This window comes from Nocardioides alkalitolerans DSM 16699 (genome assembly GCF_000426525.1).
GTDB classification, from domain to species: Bacteria; Actinomycetota; Actinomycetes; order Propionibacteriales; family Nocardioidaceae; genus Nocardioides; species Nocardioides alkalitolerans.
Genome location: NZ_AUFN01000010.1, coordinates 476,673 through 493,022, shown reverse-complemented (window position 1 = coordinate 493,022; position 16,350 = coordinate 476,673). Strand labels below are relative to the sequence as shown.

Genomic DNA, 16,350 nt, shown 5'->3' with positions numbered 1-16,350 from the left:
GGGCAGCGACGAGAGCCTCGTGTTCTACGCCGCGGCGATCGAGCGCGAGCTCGTCGGCGGGCCGCAGGCCGTGGTGCTGTCGTCGCCCGACGCCCGCCTGTACGGCGCGGGGGTCGACGAGGGCTACTCCACGACGCTGGCGCGCACCGGCGGCCAGTGGCAGTCGTCGTTCAACCAGCCGGTGCTGACCGTCCAGGTGGTGATGCCGACCGCCGAGGAGGCCGCCGTCGAGACGCAGCGGCTGCTCGACGAGGTCGACGCCCTGGCCGACGCCCGCCAGGCCGAGGCCGGGGTGGCCCCCGACGAACGGATTGTGACGCAGCGCTCGCCCGACCATCCTCAGATCACCCGCGTCGTGGGCAGCTCGACCCGCACGCTGGCGGGCATCGGGGCGCTCGGGCTCGCGCTCGCCGCGGGCGCGCTGGCCCTCGACGGGTGGCGGTCGAGACGTCGGGGCGCTCGGACCTGAGGGGCCTCGGCCGACTCGGCCGGCTCGACCGCCCCCGCCGGGCGGCTGCTCTCGTCGCGTCCCCAGCCGGCCTGCCGGGCAGGCACGCGGGCGGCGGCGACGAGAGCGGCGTAGACGGCTGCGTCGACGAGCCGGTCCGGTGACGTGGCCGAGGTGACGAGCTGGCGCAGCGTGCGGCCCAGCGTGCTCTCCGCGTGGGCCGGCTGCACCCCGTGGCCGGCCAGCTCGCGGTTCCCCGTGGTCGTGCGCCGGAGCACCGTCAGGAGGCTGGCCAGGTCGCGTGGGGTCCGGACGACCACCGGGTCCGTGTCGACCACCGTCTTCTGGGCCGGCGAGAACATCTGGTCGACGAAGAGGTCGTCCGCCACCAGGGCCGGGAACGTCGCGAAGGCGTCGTGCCCGGCGCGGCTCACGCCGTACACACCGGCGCCCCAGAGGTGCGACCCGGTCTCGGGCAGCCGGCCGCGGGCGCGGTAGAAGGCGCGCACCACCCAGCTGGCCCCGGTGGTGTCGTAGCGGAACGGTGGCCGTGCGGCGGCCACGCCGCCGGCGGAGAGCACGGCGAGCACGTCGGCGACGGCGCGCGGGGTGATCTCGATGTCGGCGTCGAGGTAGAGGCGGGGCCACTGACGGGCCACGGCGTCGGCGGCGTTGAGCGCGCCGACCTTCGAGGGCTGCTCGAGGTCGAGCACGACGGTGCCGGGCACGGCGCGGGCCCGGGCCACGGTCGCGTCGGTGCAGCCGTTGGCGGCCACGACCACCTCGAGGCGACCGCCCGAGGCCAGCGCGGTGAGCGGCGCGAGCGCCCGGCCGATGACGTGCTCCTCGTTGTGGGCGGGCAGCACGACCGAGCCCCCCAGCACGGCGAGCCGCTCGTGCCCGGGGACGGTGTCGGCGGGCGGCGCGACGGCGGGGGTACGGCGGCTCTCGGCGGCGGGCAGCCGCTCCCAGCGTCGCCGGGCGACCAGGTAGGAGAGCGCCAGCCGGTGCTCGGGGGAGCCGGCCCGCAGCGTGGCCCCGAGGGCGGCGGCGGCGCGCACCCCGGCGCCGCGGGCGCGACCGCGGCGGCCCTCGACGTACCGCACCCGGTTGACCGCCATGAGGGCGCCGAGCTCGGCGGGGCCGCCGGAGCCACCCTCGTCGTGACGCACGCGGGCCGCGGGCTCGAACCAGGCGGTCCAGCCGGCCTCCCGCACCCGGCGCAGGTAGTCGACCTCTTCGGAGTAGAGGAAGTAGCGCTCGTCCCAGGCGCCGACCTGGGCGGCGGCCTCGGCGCGCAGCAGCAGCGCCGCCCCGGTCGCCCACTCGACGGGGTGCGGGTGCACGTAGGACTCGTCGTTGTGGTCGGTCTCGGTGAGCCAGGTGGGCCGGCCGGCGAGGCGGTCGCCGAGGAGCGCGTCGCCGAGCGTGCGCAGCGCGGTGGGCTCGAAGCGCAGCGAGCGGCGCACCTCGCCGGCGTCGTCGGTCACCGCGGGCACGGCGACGCCGACACCGGGCTGCCAGACCCGTCGCCAGAGGGCGAGCAGGGCTCCGTCGTCGAGCCGGAGGTCGGGGTTGAGCACGAGCACCGCGCGGCTGTCGCCGAGGTGGCGCAGCCCGCGGTTGATGCCGGCGGCGTAGCCGTCGTTCGCGCCGGCGTCGACGATCACGTCGGGGTGGCGGGCGACCTCGGCGAGGGTCGCGTCGGTGGAGCGGTTGTCGACCACGACGACGCGCAGGCGGAACGGCCCGCTCTCCCGGCGCAGGTCGGCGACCAGCGGCGCTATCGAGCCGGCGCTGTTGTGGGTGACGACGACGGCGGTGATGTCGGCGGGCTCGTCGGGCCCGACGAACGGCCCGGGTCCGCTCGCGCGGGTCGCGGCCGGGGTCTCGGGGGTACGGCGGTGCAGGCGCCCGTAGGCGACCGGGCCGTCGACGAGGTAGCGCCGCGAGAGCCGCTTGGGCTCCTGGGCCAGCCGGTAGGACCACTCCAGCCCGTGCTTCGACATCCACGCCGGTGCCCGGCTGACCTGCCCGGCGAGGAAGTCGACGACGGCGCCGAAGGCGAGCAGCGCAGCGGCGCCCGTGAGGTGGCCGTGCTCGGCGATCCACAGCTCCTGGCGCGGCTTGCCGAGGCCGACGACCAGCACGTCGGTGCCGGTGCGGCGGATCTCCTCGGCGAGGCGACGGGAGGCGGCCGGGTCGGCCAGGACCTCGCGGGGCGGCGACCAGAACCCGGTGAGCAGGAGGCCCGGCCGGGCGGTCGCGAGACTGGTGCGCAGCCGCTCCTGGGTCTCGGGGCTGCCGCCGAGGAACCCGACGGTGAGCCCGGCGGCGGCCGCGGCGTCGAGCACCGGGTCGACGAGGTCGCTGCCCGCCAGCCGCGGCCACGTCAGCCCGGTGAGCTGGTCGGCCCGCGTCACGAGGGGCGCCCCGTCGAGGAGGGAGAGCCAGCGCACCGAGCCCAGCGCCTCGGCCTGCTCCAGCACCCCGTGCCAGCGACCGCCGTCGCCGAAGTGGTGCACGTGGTCGAGGTTGACCGACGCGACCGCCAGCGGGGCGGTGCCCGCCCCGCGTCGTACGCCCGTGATGGTCGCGACGGCGTCGTCGAGGTCCATGAGGTCGACGGGGCAGCCGCAGAGGTCCACCCTGCGGGGCGCACGCCCGGTCCTGCGGAGCATCTCGGTCATGGGGTTCCTCCCGTGGGTCCGGCACCGACGGCTCTGTCGGCTGCGGTGCTGCTGGTGGGCGGGCGCACCACGGACGGTGACCACGCCTGCTCGACGAGGAGCCGCGGGGCGGCGTCGTCGGCGGTGTCGAGCGCCCAGACGTCGGTGACGCCGGGCTCGTCGGTGCGGGGCACGCCGTAGAGGAGCGTGTCGTCGTCGAGCCACGCGGCCTGGTCGTCGACCCCGCGGGTCTCGCCGCGCAGCACGCGCTCCTCGCCGGTGGCGAGGTCGAGCACGGCGAACGACCAGTGCGTGCCGTCGGCGGCGTCGTCGACCTTGTAGGCCAGCCGGGTGCCGTCGGGCGAGAGCGAGGGGCACTCGGCGTTGGTGCGCAGCGCGGTGAGCGTGCGTGTCGCGAGGTCGCCCTCCACGAGGTGGGTGACGCCGCCGGTGGCGACGGTCGCGTAGAAGACGCGGTCGTCGACGAAGGTGACGCCCCAGACGTTGCGGTCGGCCGGGCTGACCTCCTGGCCGTCGACCACCAGGCGGAACCGCTCGAGGTTGCCGACGTCCGCGGCGCCACCCGGACCGTCGGGGTCGGTGGTCGACCGGATCTCCGTCGCGGTCGAGAACCCGGTCTGCAGGTAGGAGTGGCCCGTGACGAAGGTCGTCGTGGCCACGAGGCTGCCGTCGGGCGAGAGGCGGGTGCGGCTCGGGATGCCGGGCAGGGGGACCGTCGCGGTCTCCGCCAGGTCGGCGTCGAGCTCGACGAGCGCGTAGCGGGTGACGACACCGCGCTCGACGCGTAGGCAGGAGGTGAGGTCGGCACGGGTGTCGACGCGGTCGCAGGCGACGTCGCTGATGGTGCGGGCGCCGTCGGGGTCGTCGAGCGCGACGCTCGCGAGGTGGCCGTAGCCGCTGTCGAGGCCGGTGTGGCGGAAGACGAGGCGCGGACCGTCGATCTCGCCGTCCGCCGCGACCGGCACGGACGGCGGGGCCTGCGCCTGCGCCCGCTGCAGGGCCGCCTGACGCAGGGCGACGCCGGCCACGGCGAGCACGACGACGAGCACGAGCGCGGTGAAGGCCGCGAGGCGGGTACGGCGCGTCATGCCGGCACCGGGGCCGCGTCGACGTCGGCGACGGCGAGGAGGGCCGGCGGCAGCAGCAGGGCGAGCGCGGCGGCGGCGACGAGCAGGGCGGTCCCGGGACCGACCCAGAACCAGAGCACGCCGAAGCCCGCGGAGGCAGCCATGCGGCTGAGCGCGACCACCGTCTGCGCGGTCGCGATCCCGCGGGCCCGGAAGGCGGGGGCGACGATGCGGCCCGCGACGGCGGCGAGCACGCCGTCGGTGGCGGCGTAGAAGAGGCCGAGCAGCAGGACGACGAGCACGGTCGTGCCGAGGGCGCCGAGCGGCAGGGCGGTCGCGCCGTACGCCGCCACGAGCGCCCCGTGGCCGAGCACCATCGTGCGGGCGCGGCCCCACCGGTCCGCGAGGGCTCCGAACGGCACGGCGAGCACGAGGTAGGCGACGCTCGTGCCGACGTAGAGGAGCGGGAACCAGTGCACCGCGAAGCCGCCCTGGTCGAGGAGCGCCAGGTAGAGGAAGCCGTCGCCGATGGTGAGCAGGCCGAGCAGGCCGGCGACGACGAGCAGGCGCCGCATCGGCGGGCTGGCGAGCGCGCGCCACCCGCCGGCGGGCACCGGCTCGGGGACGGGGGTGGCCGCCGCGCCGCCGCGGCGGGGGCGGTCGTCGACGAAGAGCCCGAGGAGCGCCAGGCCGAGCAGGGCGAAGCCGAGCGAGACCACCATGACGGTGAGGTAGCCGCCGGGGATCCACCAGAGGAGCACGAACGCCACGAGCGGGCCGATGACGGCCCCGGTGGTGTCGAGCGCGCGGTGCACGCCGAACGCGAGCCCGACGCTGTCGGCGGGGGCGGCGGCGCTGATCATCGCGTCGCGCGGCCCCGTGCGCAGGCCCTTGCCCACCCGGTCGAGCGCGACGACGGCGGCGACGGCCGCGGCGCCGGTGGCGACGAGCAGCCCGACGCGGGCGACGCAGCTCGTGGCGTAGCCGAGGAACGCCACCCACTTCGGTCGTCCGGAGCGGTCGGCGCCCCAGCCGCCCGCGATGCGCACGAGCGCGCTGACGCCCTGGTAGAGGCTGTCGATGAAGCCGTAGGCGACGGTCGAGAGACCGAGCCCGAGCGTGAGGTAGAGCGGCAGGACGGCGGCCACCGACTCCGACGAGACGTCGGTGAGCAGGCTGACGAGGCCGAGGGTGACGACGACCTTCGGCACCCGTCCGCGGCGCGCCCGGACCGGGCCGCCCCGGGGCGCGCCCCCGGCCGGGACGCCCCCGGTGGAGAGGGGGCCCTCGCGCAGCGACACGTACATCTCAGGCGTCCTCGCGCACGAGCGTGGCGAGCACGGTGAAGGTGCCGGCGGCGGTGTCCGTGGTGACGACGACCGAGCTGCCGTCGCGGCGCAGCGCCACGCCCGACTGGCCGGGCAGCGAGGTCACCGGCTCCTCGACGAAGCCCTGGCGCCCCAGCTCGCGGAGGTAGAAGGCGAGCACGTCGGGCGACGACGCGTGGTCGGCCTCGAGGGCGACCTGCACCCGCTCGGTCGACGTCGAGACGCTGCTCGTCGTCACCGTCGCGCCGGGCGCGAGGGGGAGCACGTCGGTCGGGTACGTCGCCACGAGCCGTCCGCTGGCGCTCTCGGAGGTGGCGGGGAACGGGCCGTCGACGACGGGGGCCGGCCCCTCGGTCTCCTCGTCCTCGCGCACGGCGTCCCCCGGCTGCAAGGTGACCGGCGCCGACGGCGCGGCCTCGATGCCTCCGGTGGGGGTGCCGCCGTCGACCGGCGGCGCACCCGGCGGCGTCGTCGGGCTCGCCCCCGTCCCCGACGGTGTCCCCGCCCCGACCTCGTCCGGGCTCGTGGCGTCGGTGGGGGTGGCGGTGCCGCCGGCGGCCGACGGGTCGGCCTCGAGTTGCCCGGAGGGGCGGCCCAGGAGAGCGGCGGCCAGCACCGCGAGGAGCACCACCACCAGCAGGGCGACGAGGGTCGTGCGGGGTCCGGGGACCGGCCGCGCCGGGCTGCTGCTGCCCATCCGGTCGACCCCCGCTCGCGCTCGTCGGGCCTCCCCGACGGGTGGCCTCGCGACGGAACGTAGGAGCGCGGGAGAGGGGCGGGCGGGTCTCGCCGGGGCAGATACCCAATCCGGGTGAGGGCGCCGTCAGGACGTCGACGGGTGGGGACGGCGGACGGCCCGGGGGCCGTCGTCACGCGGTCAGACGGGTGGTCGCCAGCTCACCTGGTGGGCGAGCGCGACCGCGGCGAGCTGCGACGAGACCTCGAGCTTGGCGAGCACCGAGCGCACCTGGGAGCGCACGGTCGCCTCGGAGACGACGCGCGCCTGGGCGATCTCGACGACGTGGTGGCCGAGCATCAGGTGGGCGAGCACGGCCTGCTCACGGTCGGTGAGGCGGGCGAGCCGGAGACGGCCGGCCCGTTCGGCGTCGTCGTGCGCGGCGTGCAGCTGCAGCAGGTGCTGGCGCTTGCCCGGGGTGAGGGTGACGCGGCCCTGCAGCGTGCGTCGGACGGAGGCCAGCAGCTGGCTCAGCGGCTCCGTGGTCGCGACGACGGTGGCGGCGCCGTGGTGCAGGCACTCGCCCCACCAGGCCAGGTGGTGCGAGCCGGTGAGCACGACGACGTCGATCCCGGCCGACGCGACGGGTGCCACGAGCTGCTCCGCGGGGCCACCGTCGTGGTCCAGGTCCATCACGACCACCCGGGGCGAGACGCGCAGCAGGCCGGTGACGAACGCGTCGTACGGCGGTCGGCCCTTGGCGACCTCGGGCCGCACCACGTCGTAGCCGTCGTCGGTGAAGGCGATCTCCAGCGCGTCGGCGAAGACGGTGTGCTCCTCGACGACGACGAGTCGTACGGCGGGGAGGTGGGGCGTGCCGTCGGGGAGGGCGGAGGCCGTCATCGGGAGCGCCGATGGCTGGCGCAGCAGGAAGCCGGGCGACCGCACATCGTCACCACCGGCCTTTCCCTGACGCCGTCGGTCTGGACCGTACGGCGCCTCCGCTCCCGAGATTCCTGGAGGGTGTCGTGACACCGTACGCCCAGTGGGGAGGGAGCGGGGGAGATCGGCGCGAGAGCCCACCGGTCGCACGCCGGGTCCGGCGGGGGTCCGGCGAGGTGAGGGCGCCACCGGGGGCGGGTGGCGCGGTCGCCTCGGGCGGGCGGCCCGGCGGGTCTCGCGGGACGCGGGGCGTCCCGGGGTCCACTGTGGACCCGGACGGCGGTCCGCCTCATCCCCAGTACAGGGGAGCGCGGTGCGGGTTCGACCGACCCCCGAGCGCGCCCCCGGAGGATCGCCGACGTGGGACGACGATCCGGGAAGCAGGAGCATGGCTGAGCGCACGACCTCCCCGACGACGCGCTCCCGACGCGTCGCCGTCACCTCCGACCGCTCGCTCGTCGCGGAGTCGGTGGCGGCTGCGTTGTCGACGTGGGACATCGACGTCGTCGTGCTCGGCTGGCCAGGGGGCGGTGTACGCCGACTGCCCGACCTCGCCCGCGAGGTCGCTGCAGGCCTGCTCGTCTGCGACCTCGACTCGGCGGACAGCCTGCGCGGCGCGCAGCTCGTGCTCGCGCACCGGCCGCCCCGGTGGATCGTGCTCACGAGCGCGCCGAGGGGTCCGCTGTGGGGGGCGATGGGGGAGGCGGGCGCCTCCGACGTCCTGGCCAGCAGCACCGGGCTCGAGGCCACCGCCGACGCTCTCGGGCGGCTGGCGCGGGGCGAGCTGCGGCCCGATGCGGACCTCGTCGCCCAGCAGTCCGTGTGGCGGGGGGTGGGCCCCGAGCTGGCGGTCGTGACCGGCCGGCTGGCGCTCCTCGGTGCGCGGGAGGTCGCCCTGCTGCGTCAGCTCCACGCCGGGCTCTCCGTGACCGAGGTGGCCGCGGCCTGGGGGGTGCCGGACGAGGAGGTGCTCACCCTCCGCCAGCGCATGCTGGCCCAGCTGCACGTCGTGACGGACGCCCTCGCGATCGAGGCGTGGGACACCGTCACGCAGGAACCGGCGGGCTGAGGGACGGGCTGAGGGACGGGCTGACGGACGGGCTGACGGACGGGCTCAGGACGCGTCGGACCGGGACGGGGGCTCCCACCCGGCCGACCGGGCGAGCCCGACGGCGGAGATCTGCGACGAGACCTCGAGCTTGGCGAGGATGGCCTTCACCTGGGTGCGCACGGTGGCCTCGGAGACGACGCTCGCGCGCGCGATGTCCTTCACCTGGTGGCCCTCCATGAGGCTGCCCAGCACCTGCCGCTCCCGGGGGGTGAGCCGGTCGAGCCGTTCACGGTGCTCCTCGGTGTCGCGGCGCTGCGCCTGCCACAGCGACAGCAGGCCCTCGCGCTCGTCGACGTCCATCACCGGCAGGCCCTGGCTGAGCCGCCGCACGACGGCGAGGATCTCGTTGAGCGGTCGCGTCTTCGACATGACCTTGCGCGCACCCTGGTAGATGCAGCCGCCCCAGCGGGCCTGGTCGAGCGAGGCCGTCACGACGACCACGTTGGCCCCCGCCCGGGCGATCGGGTTGATGATGCGGGAGCCGTCGCCGAACGCCCCGAGATCCAGGTCGAGAAGGACGATCCGGGGCTGCTGCTTGAGCACGGCGGCCACCATCTGCGACGCCGACACGGCGGTCTCGGGGACGGCCACGCGCCGTACGTCGTAGCCCTCCATCGTCATGGCGATGTCGAGCGACTCGGCGAAGAGGGCATGGTCCTCGACGATGACGGTCCGGGGTCGGACCGATCCGGCCCGCGTCATCGCGGGGAGGACGGCTCGCGCGAGCCGGACGAGGCGGCGAGTCCGGACGCGCTCGCGTGCCGGTCCGTCGGCGCGGGCAGCGAGAGGACGAAGGTGGCCCCCGTCGAGGTGCAGTCGAGCAGCAGCGAGCCGCCCTGGGCCTCGAGCAGCCGGCGGGCGAGAGCCAGCCCTGCGCCCTCCTCCAGGCACCCGGCGATCGGGACCTGGTGCGCGCCGTCGCCGTGACGCGCCGCGTGGCTGCCGGTGGCCACCGCGGTGTCGTGCGCGTCGGCGACGACCACCTCGACCCGGTCGTCGGCCTGGCGTACGACGATCCGGGGGCGGGTGGTCGGTTCGTGCGCCCGGGCGTTGTCGAGGAGGATCCGGACCACCTCGGCGACGTCGTCGGCCGCGCCCACCGCGCGCAGGCCGCAGGCCGACCACGAGATGTCGTGGCCGACGGTCGCCTCGGAGTCGACGATGCGGGCGAGGGTCGCGTCGAGGTCGATGACCTCGCGCGCTGCCTCGGCCTCCGCCTCGGCCGGGCTGAGGGGTTCCTGCCGAGGACGGTCGGTCGGCGACGTGGCCGCGCCGACCGGTGTGAGGAGCCGCGAGAGGCGGCCGGCCTCGTGCTCGAGCATCTCCTCGAGGTGCGACCGGTCCTGGGCCGTGAGCCCCTGGCTGTTGTGGAGCAGGCCCGAGGCCATGGCGATGCTGGCGACGGCGTTGGCGACCTCGTGCCGACGGACCCGCTGCGCGGACTCCAGGGCCTCGAGCTCGTCGACCCGCTCCTGCAGCTCGGCCAGCCGGGCCGCCCTGGCCCGGAGGAGCCCGAGCGCCTGCCGTGCGGACGCCCCCACGAAGGCGGCGGACCCGAGGAGGCACCCGACCACGACGATCGTGGCCGAGGCGTCGTCCTCCGGCGCCCGCCACGAGGCCACCCGGGTGACCCCGATGCTCGTGAGACCGATCGCGAGCCCGACGCGGGCGCAGTGGTCGCAGAGCTCGTGGCGGCCGACGGCCCCGACGGCGATGAGCCCGACGGCGACGGCGACGGCCAGGAGGAGCACGACGGTGAGCGCCAGCTCGAGCAGGAGGGACGAGAGCGAGAGCCGTGCGGCGTCGCTCTGCCAGCCGGAGCCCGTGTCGGCGAGCAGCAACCCGAGGGACGCGACCGTCGTCAGGCTGAGCGTCATCCACGCGCTGACCGTCGTGGGGTCGGTGCGGTGACGCAGGTAGGTGGCGAGGGCCGGCAGGAAGACCAACGGCGAGGTGATCGCCAGCACCACGGTCGACACCCGCGCCGCGCTCTCGCTCCCGATGTCGTGGAGCAGGCCGACGACGCTCAGGACGACGGTGAGCAGGATCAGGGCGCCCGTCACCCGGACGACCCACGAGGCCGCGGAGACCTCGGTGGACGTGTTCTTCGCGGTCAGACTTCTCATGAGACGCCCCCAGGTGCCGAAGTGAGCAGCGGACGAGCTGTCCTCGTCCGGTCCGACGGCCCGATCCGTGCGACTGAGGAACAGTGTTCTCCCCGTGTGACGCGCGTCACGACGATGCGCGTCTTTTCACCCATTTTGACTAGAGGTCGGGACACAGCCGATACACGTGTGACCCATGGGGTGTACGGGGCCACTCCTGGGGGCGACGGGACACCTGTCCGCGCAGGTGGGACGTGGTGGGCCCCGGTCGTTGACGCAGTGTGATCCACGACATAACCTGTGCGCGGATCTCGGGTTGAATCGATTCAAAAGGAGACGCGGTGCCCCCGCTCGCAGACACCACGACCGCCTCGCCGCGCCCGACGATCGTCCGCGGCAGCAAGCTCGTCGCCGAGATCGAGGTCGGCGACCACGTCGACGCCGGGGGCTCCTACACGGCCTGGGAGCGGGTCGAGCGCACCACGGGCGGCCTCGGTGGTCGCGACCGCACCCTCTACCTCCGGTCGGTGCTCGGCGGCCCGGCCTACCCGACGCCCGTCCCGTACGGCGACGTGCGCCTCGTCTGCCTGCCGGTCGGCGTCCGGCTCGACGTCCGCACGTACGGCGCCGCCTGAGGCTCGCCGGATCCTGGCCGGGGCCCCGCCGCCCGCCGGAGCCCCGCGCCCGCCAGCGCTCAGCCGGGCACTCGACCGACGAAGAAGTCGCGGAACGGGTCGGTGCTCGGCTCCAGGCCGGCGTCGAGCAGCCCCTTGCGCAGGGCGTGCATCTGGTGGTCGTGGATGCGCTGGGTGGGCTGGCGCAGGGGGCCGCCGTTGTAGCCCTGCAGCCACGCCTGGAACTTCCAGGCCTGGCGGTTGATGAACGCACCCCCGTGGAGCTGGGCGGCGAGGCCCGCCTTGGTCTTCCGGGCGGGGTGCATCTGCCAGTACGTCGCGGTGGCCTCGTCGTACCGGCCCGTCCGCAGCATCTCCATCACCCGCGGGATCGTGGGGCCGTAGTACTCGTGGTCGCTCGTGGCCGAGAGCTGGAGCGGCATCACCTGCGCGAGCGGGATGAGCTCCGCTTCGATGGGGCACGAGATGACGACCTCGTCGCCGAACAGGCGGTGGCACTCGATGATGCTCATGATGCTGGGGAAGCCGCCCTCCGCCTTGATGACGGCGATGTTGGGGCAGTCGTCGAGCAGGCGACGCACGAGGCGCGCGGGGATGTCCGACGGGTGGATGCGCGAGCTGAAGTTCCAGAGGAACATCGGGAAGAGGATGACCGCCAGGTCGGTCGCGTCGCAGTAGGCCCTGGTGTAGTCGTAGACCTCCTGCTCCGTCTCCGGGTAGAAGCTCGGCGGGTAGGACAGCAGCACCAGGTCGGCGCCGGCCGCCTCGGCGCCGCGCACGGCCTCGAGGTTCTGCTCGAGGTCGCTCCAGCTGCCGTGGTGCACGACCACGAGGTCGTCCCCCGCCTCGTCGCGCACGATGCGGAGGAAGTCCAGGTACTCGGGCAGCGTGATGGCGACCTCGGAGACGCCGAGGGTGCCGACGAACCCGTGGGCCTTCGCGAGCCGGACGTCGTGCCGGACGGCCGCCTCGTTGACGCCCCGCAGGTCGGCCGTGAACGACGGGATCGTGCAGCTGATGGCGCCGACGAGCTTCTCGCGGGCCCACTCGCGGGCCTCGGTGCGGGTGTAGGCGGGCATGGGTGCTCCTCCGGGTGGGTCGGTTCGGTGGGGTTCGGTGGGTCGGGTCGGTGGGTCGGGTCGGACCGTCGGGGGTCAGCGCGACGTCTTGTCGACGGGTCGGACCGCCAGCGGGAGCCGGGCGCCGCGTCCCTGCTCCCGGGCGGCGCGCACGCACATCTCGGCGATCGCGAGGTCCTGCACCGCGGAGCCGACCGACTTGTAGAGGACGACCTGCTCTGGGTCCGTCCGACCGGGTCGGGCGCCGCTGACGACGTCGGCGAGGCTGACGGTCCGCGAGGCCGGGTCGATCCCCGCGCGTCGTGCGGCGATCAGGTCGCCGGTCTCCTCGAGCACCTCCTCCACGACGTCCGCGACCAGCAGGTCGGCGCGGGCCACGACGGCCTCGTCGACCTCGCGCTGCTCCGGGAGGGTCGAGCCGATGGACAGCACCGTCGTGCCGGGGGCCAGCCACTCGCCGCGCAGGGTCGGGGTCTCGTCGCGCGAGCGGGCTGCGCAGAGCACGAGGGTCGCGCCCGCCACGGCGTCGGCCGCGCTGTCCGTGGCCGTGACCGACGTCGGCAGGTCGCCCAGCTCGTCGACGAACCGGGCCCGGCTCTCCGGTCGGGGGCTGTGGACCCGGACCGCGCCCAGCCCCCGCACCGCCGCGAGCGCCCGCACGTGGGTGCGGGCCTCGAACCCGGACCCGATGACCGCGACGTCCAGCGGGCCCGAGGGGGCCAGCACGTCGGCCGCGAGGGCGGTGGTGGCGGCGGTGCGGAACGCCGTCAGCGAGTGGCCGTCGAGGAGGGCCACCAGGTGCGCGCTGCGCTGGTCGAACAGCGCCACCAGGTAGGACACGCGGCCGTGGGCCGGCGACGCGGCGATCGCCTTCACGCCCATGAGGGCGTCGCCCGCGGGCACTCCGCCGAGGGTGCGGAGCCACCCGTGGTCGCCGCGTGCCATCCGTCGCGGCGGGAACCGGTCCCCGGTGGCGCTCGCGCCGTACGCCGTGCGCAGCGCGTCGACCGCCCCGCGCCACTCGAACACGCCCCGCACCGTCTCGTCGTCCAGGACCAGGGTCATGCGGGTTCTCCTTTGTCGTCGCGATCACCGTCGCCTGGACGCTAGACATTGGATATTGGACACGGAACGTCGCAGGACGGATGCCTGGCATCACGACCGGAGGTCGTCGGGGCCCCGGCCCGGGGGCCGCGCCGCCCTAGGCTGGGACGATGGCCGGCATCCACCGACGCGTCGCCGACGAGGTCTTCGAGCGTCTGCACGACCGGATCGTCACGGGCGACCTGGCGCCGGGGGACCGTGTCGACCCGACCCAGGTGGCGGAATCGCTCGGCGTGAGCCGCACGCCCGTGCGTGAGGCGATCCTGCGGCTGGACGCCCTCGGCCTGGTCGAGCGGCTGCCCTACCGCGGGGTCGTGGTCACGGCCATCGACCTCGCCGCGGCCCAGGAGGTGACCGCCCTGCGGGTCGAGCTGGAGACGCTCGCCGCGAGGGCGGCCGTGCCCCGCCTCGACGCCGCCACCCTCGGGGAGATGTGCCGCCTGCACGACGCGCTCGTCGCAGCCGTCGCGGGCCCCGACGCACAGCACGCCTTCCGGGCGCTCAACCGCGAGTTCCACCTGACGCTCTACCGGGCGGCGGGCTCGCCGGCGCTCGAGCGCATCGTCGCCGACCTCGCGGACCGGGCCGAGCGGATGCGCCTGCACTTCGACGTACGGCGCGGGCGGGCCCTGGCCGACCACGCCGCGATCCTCGAGGCGTGCGTGGCGGGGGATGTCGAGGCGGCGGTCGCGGCCACGCGCGAGCACGTCGTCGGCACGTTCCGGATGATGGTGCCCGACGACTTCGAGGTCACGCCCGGATCGGTCCTCGACGTGGTCCTCCGTGACGCGGGTGCCGACGACCGCTGACCTACGATGCCGTCCATGGGAGAGCAGACCGGGCCGGTGCGCGACCGGGGCCACGGTCGGGCGCCGAGCATGGCGGACGTCGCCGCCCATGCCGGGGTCTCCCACCAGACCGTCTCGCGCGTGCTCAACGACTCCCCGCTGGTCAAGGGTGCGACCCGGGAGCGGGTGACGGCGGCGATCGCCGCCCTCGGCTACCGCCGCAACAGTGCCGCGCGGCTCCTGGCCACCAACCGCTCCCGACGGATCGGGATGGTGGCCGCCCACCTCAGCTTCTACGGCCCCAGCATGATCGCGGCGTCGATGCAGGACGCGGTGCACGACGCCGGCTACGAGCTGGCGCTCGTCGGGCTCTCCGACCCCACCCCGGGTGACCTCAGGGAGGCGGTCGACCGGCTGCTCGACCAGGCGGTCGAGGCGATCGTGGTCGCGGTGGCCCACGAGGGGGCGCTCGAGACGGCGCGCGGCCTCGACCTGCCCATCCCGCTGGTGCTGACCCAGGGCGTCGGGCCCGACGAGGCGCTCGCGGTCGGGATCGACCAGGAGGCGGGCGGCTACGCGGCGACGGCCCACCTGCTCGACCTCGGGCACCGCCGGGTCGCGCACGTGACCGGTCCGCTGCAGTGGGTGGAGGCCCTCCAGCGCCGGGACGGGTGGCGGCGCGCCCACGAGGATCGCGGTCTGCTGCCCGGTCCGGAGATCGAGGGCGACTGGACGCCCCCCAGCGGGCACCGGGCCGGGACGAGGATCGGTGGCGACCCCGAGGTGTCCGCGGTGTTCGTCGCCAACGACGCGATGGCGCTCGGTGTGCTCACGGGGCTGCACGAGCACGGTCGTCGGGTGCCGGACGACGTCAGCGTGGTGGGCTTCGACGACGTGCCCGAGGCGGCGTACTTCTGGCCCCCGCTCACCACGGTGCGCCAGGAGTTCGCGACGCTGGGGGCGCGGGCCGTGGCCCGCGCGCTGGAGGCGATCGCCGGCGACGCCACGGGCCCGGTGACGCTCGTGGAGCCCGCCCTGGTGGTGCGACGCTCGACCGCGCCGGCGCCGCGCGCCTGACGCCGTCGGGCGGCCTGGTCGAGGGTCGTGATGTTAACGTTCACATCGTGACCGTCTCCCTCTTCGACCACCTCGCCGACGGCCGCGAGGTCCACCTCGTCGAGCTGGGGTCGGCCCCCGGTCTCGTGCTCCGCCTGCTCACCCTGGGCGCCACCGTGCACGACCTCGAGGTCACCGGGGGTGACGGCGTGCGTCGCCACGTCGCGCTCGGGCACCCGGGCTCGGTCGACTACCTCGCCTCGGGCGACTACGTCGGCGGCACGATCGGGCGTTACGCCAACCGCGTGCGCGGGGGACACCTGCCGCTGCCGGACGGCGACCACCAGCTGGGCACGCACGACCGGGGCCACCACCTGCACGGCGGCCCGGAGGGCTTCGACCGTCGGCTCTGGGAGCTCGTCGACCACGACGAGGCCACCGCGGCCTTCCGCCTCGTCAGTCCCCACGGCGACCAGGGCTTCCCGGGCGAGCTGACGGTCGGGGCGCGGTTCACCGTCACCGCCGACTCGGTCGCGATCGAGCTGACCGCCACCACCGACCGCACCACGGTGGTCAACCTGACCCAGCACACCTACCTCAACCTCGAGGGCCGCTCGGCCGGGACGGTCGACGACCACCTCCTCCACGTGCTCGCGGAGCGGTACACGCCGATCGACGCCGAGGGCATCCCGACCGGGGACCATGCGTCCGTCGTGGGCACGCCCTTCGACCTCCGGTCGCCGACCCGGCTCGGCTCCGTCGTGCGGTCCGGCCACCCTCAGGTCGTCGACGCCCAGGGCATCGACCACAACCTGGTGATCGACGGCCCGTACGACGCGGACGGCCTCCGCACCCTCTGTCGACTGACCGCGCCCGCCACGCGGACGACGCTCGAGCTGCGCGCCGACCAGCCGGGCCTGCAGGTCTACACCGGCAACTTCCTCGACGGCACGCTCGGCTCCGTCGACGGCGGCGTCTACCGCCAGGGTGACGGGATCGCGCTCGAGCCCCAGCTCTTCCCGGACTCGCCCCACCACCCGGAGTGGCCCAGCGCCGTGCTGGAGCCGGGGGAGCGCTACCTGGCTCGCCACGAGTGGCGCTTCACGGCCTCGCCGGCCTGACCTGATCGCCGGCCCGACCGGTCGGCCGGACTACCCCGCCCTCGGCGTGCGCGCCGGTCCCGTGGCGTCGTGGAGCACCTGACCGTCCGGCCTCCGCGCGCCCCCGCGCGGCGCGACGGGCAGGCTGCCGCGCACGGGTGCGGGCGTCCGTCACCGCCCCTCCGACGACGTCGCCGCACGTCACGCGCGGTGCTGCCGGG

Annotated in this window: 14 protein-coding genes; 5 read left to right on the top strand and 9 right to left on the bottom strand. The window is 75.3% G+C overall.

Annotated features, from left to right (window positions below):
• Nucleotides 1-339: 339 nt before the first annotated feature.
• The 5 genes from K329_RS29260 to K329_RS31195 form a co-directional block, all read right to left on the bottom strand.
• A complete protein-coding gene (locus tag K329_RS29260; RefSeq protein ID WP_084540945.1) occupies nucleotides 340-3,138 on the bottom strand; it encodes a WecB/TagA/CpsF family glycosyltransferase in 2,799 nt (932 codons plus the stop codon).
• Entirely contained in the window at nucleotides 3,135-4,226 is a 1,092-nt protein-coding gene (locus K329_RS24225) for a TolB family protein (RefSeq protein ID WP_052336287.1), read from the bottom strand. Before K329_RS24225 ends, K329_RS29260 begins: the two co-directional genes overlap by 4 nt.
• Entirely contained in the window at nucleotides 4,223-5,512 is a 1,290-nt protein-coding gene (locus K329_RS0103050) for an MFS transporter (RefSeq protein WP_028471906.1), read from the bottom strand. Before K329_RS0103050 ends, K329_RS24225 begins: the two co-directional genes overlap by 4 nt.
• Nucleotide 5,513: 1 nt before the next feature.
• Nucleotides 5,514-6,230, bottom strand: a complete 717-nt coding sequence (locus tag K329_RS24220; protein WP_043641924.1) for a hypothetical protein — start codon at nucleotides 6,228-6,230, stop codon at nucleotides 5,514-5,516.
• Between the two features lie 180 nt (nucleotides 6,231-6,410).
• The gene (locus tag K329_RS31195; RefSeq protein ID WP_052336472.1) at nucleotides 6,411-7,112 is read right to left on the bottom strand and encodes a helix-turn-helix transcriptional regulator; all 702 of its coding nucleotides are present in this window, start codon (nucleotides 7,110-7,112) and stop codon (nucleotides 6,411-6,413) included.
• A 427-nt stretch (nucleotides 7,113-7,539) separates the two neighbouring features.
• Here K329_RS31195 and K329_RS0103035 point away from each other — a divergent pair, with 427 nt between their 5' ends.
• Nucleotides 7,540-8,220, top strand: a complete 681-nt coding sequence (locus K329_RS0103035; protein WP_028471905.1) for a response regulator transcription factor — start codon at nucleotides 7,540-7,542, stop codon at nucleotides 8,218-8,220.
• A gap of 45 nt (nucleotides 8,221-8,265) precedes the next feature.
• Here the strand turns inward: K329_RS0103035 and K329_RS0103030 are convergent, their stop codons facing one another.
• Nucleotides 8,266-8,964 (bottom strand): response regulator transcription factor, encoded by a 699-nt coding sequence (locus K329_RS0103030; protein ID WP_028471904.1) that lies wholly within the window; start codon nucleotides 8,962-8,964, stop codon nucleotides 8,266-8,268.
• Nucleotides 8,961-10,388, bottom strand: a complete 1,428-nt coding sequence (locus tag K329_RS0103025) for a sensor histidine kinase (RefSeq protein ID WP_157571533.1) — start codon at nucleotides 10,386-10,388, stop codon at nucleotides 8,961-8,963. The genes K329_RS0103030 and K329_RS0103025 overlap by 4 nt, the downstream gene beginning before the upstream one ends.
• A gap of 320 nt (nucleotides 10,389-10,708) precedes the next feature.
• Between K329_RS0103025 and K329_RS0103015 the strand changes: the two genes are divergently transcribed.
• On the top strand, nucleotides 10,709-11,002 hold the full coding sequence (locus tag K329_RS0103015) for a hypothetical protein (protein ID WP_028471902.1): 294 nt from the start codon (nucleotides 10,709-10,711) through the stop codon (nucleotides 11,000-11,002).
• 59 nt (nucleotides 11,003-11,061) lie between these two features.
• Here K329_RS0103015 and K329_RS0103010 read toward each other — a convergent pair whose 3' ends face one another.
• Both K329_RS0103010 and K329_RS0103005 read right to left on the bottom strand, forming a co-directional pair.
• Nucleotides 11,062-12,081 carry a dihydrodipicolinate synthase family protein gene (locus tag K329_RS0103010; RefSeq protein ID WP_028471901.1) on the bottom strand — a complete coding sequence of 340 codons (1,020 nt, stop codon included), beginning with the start codon at nucleotides 12,079-12,081 and terminating at the stop codon, nucleotides 11,062-11,064.
• A gap of 75 nt (nucleotides 12,082-12,156) precedes the next feature.
• Complete coding sequence (locus tag K329_RS0103005; RefSeq protein WP_028471900.1) at nucleotides 12,157-13,146, bottom strand: ornithine cyclodeaminase family protein; 990 nt, start codon at nucleotides 13,144-13,146, stop codon at nucleotides 12,157-12,159.
• Nucleotides 13,147-13,295: 149 nt separating this feature from the next.
• Here K329_RS0103005 and K329_RS24210 point away from each other — a divergent pair, with 149 nt between their 5' ends.
• Genes K329_RS24210 through K329_RS24205 form a run of 3 tightly spaced genes read left to right on the top strand, consistent with a single transcriptional unit; the run spans nucleotide 13,296 to nucleotide 16,150 of the window.
• A complete protein-coding gene (locus K329_RS24210; RefSeq protein WP_052336286.1) occupies nucleotides 13,296-13,994 on the top strand; it encodes a GntR family transcriptional regulator in 699 nt (232 codons plus the stop codon).
• A gap of 15 nt (nucleotides 13,995-14,009) precedes the next feature.
• Nucleotides 14,010-15,050, top strand: coding sequence for a LacI family DNA-binding transcriptional regulator (locus tag K329_RS0102995; RefSeq protein ID WP_052336285.1), 1,041 nt, complete (start codon nucleotides 14,010-14,012; stop codon nucleotides 15,048-15,050).
• 47 nt (nucleotides 15,051-15,097) lie between these two features.
• A complete protein-coding gene (locus K329_RS24205) occupies nucleotides 15,098-16,150 on the top strand; it encodes an aldose epimerase family protein (RefSeq protein ID WP_043641922.1) in 1,053 nt (350 codons plus the stop codon).
• The last annotated feature ends 200 nt before the right edge of the window (nucleotides 16,151-16,350 follow it).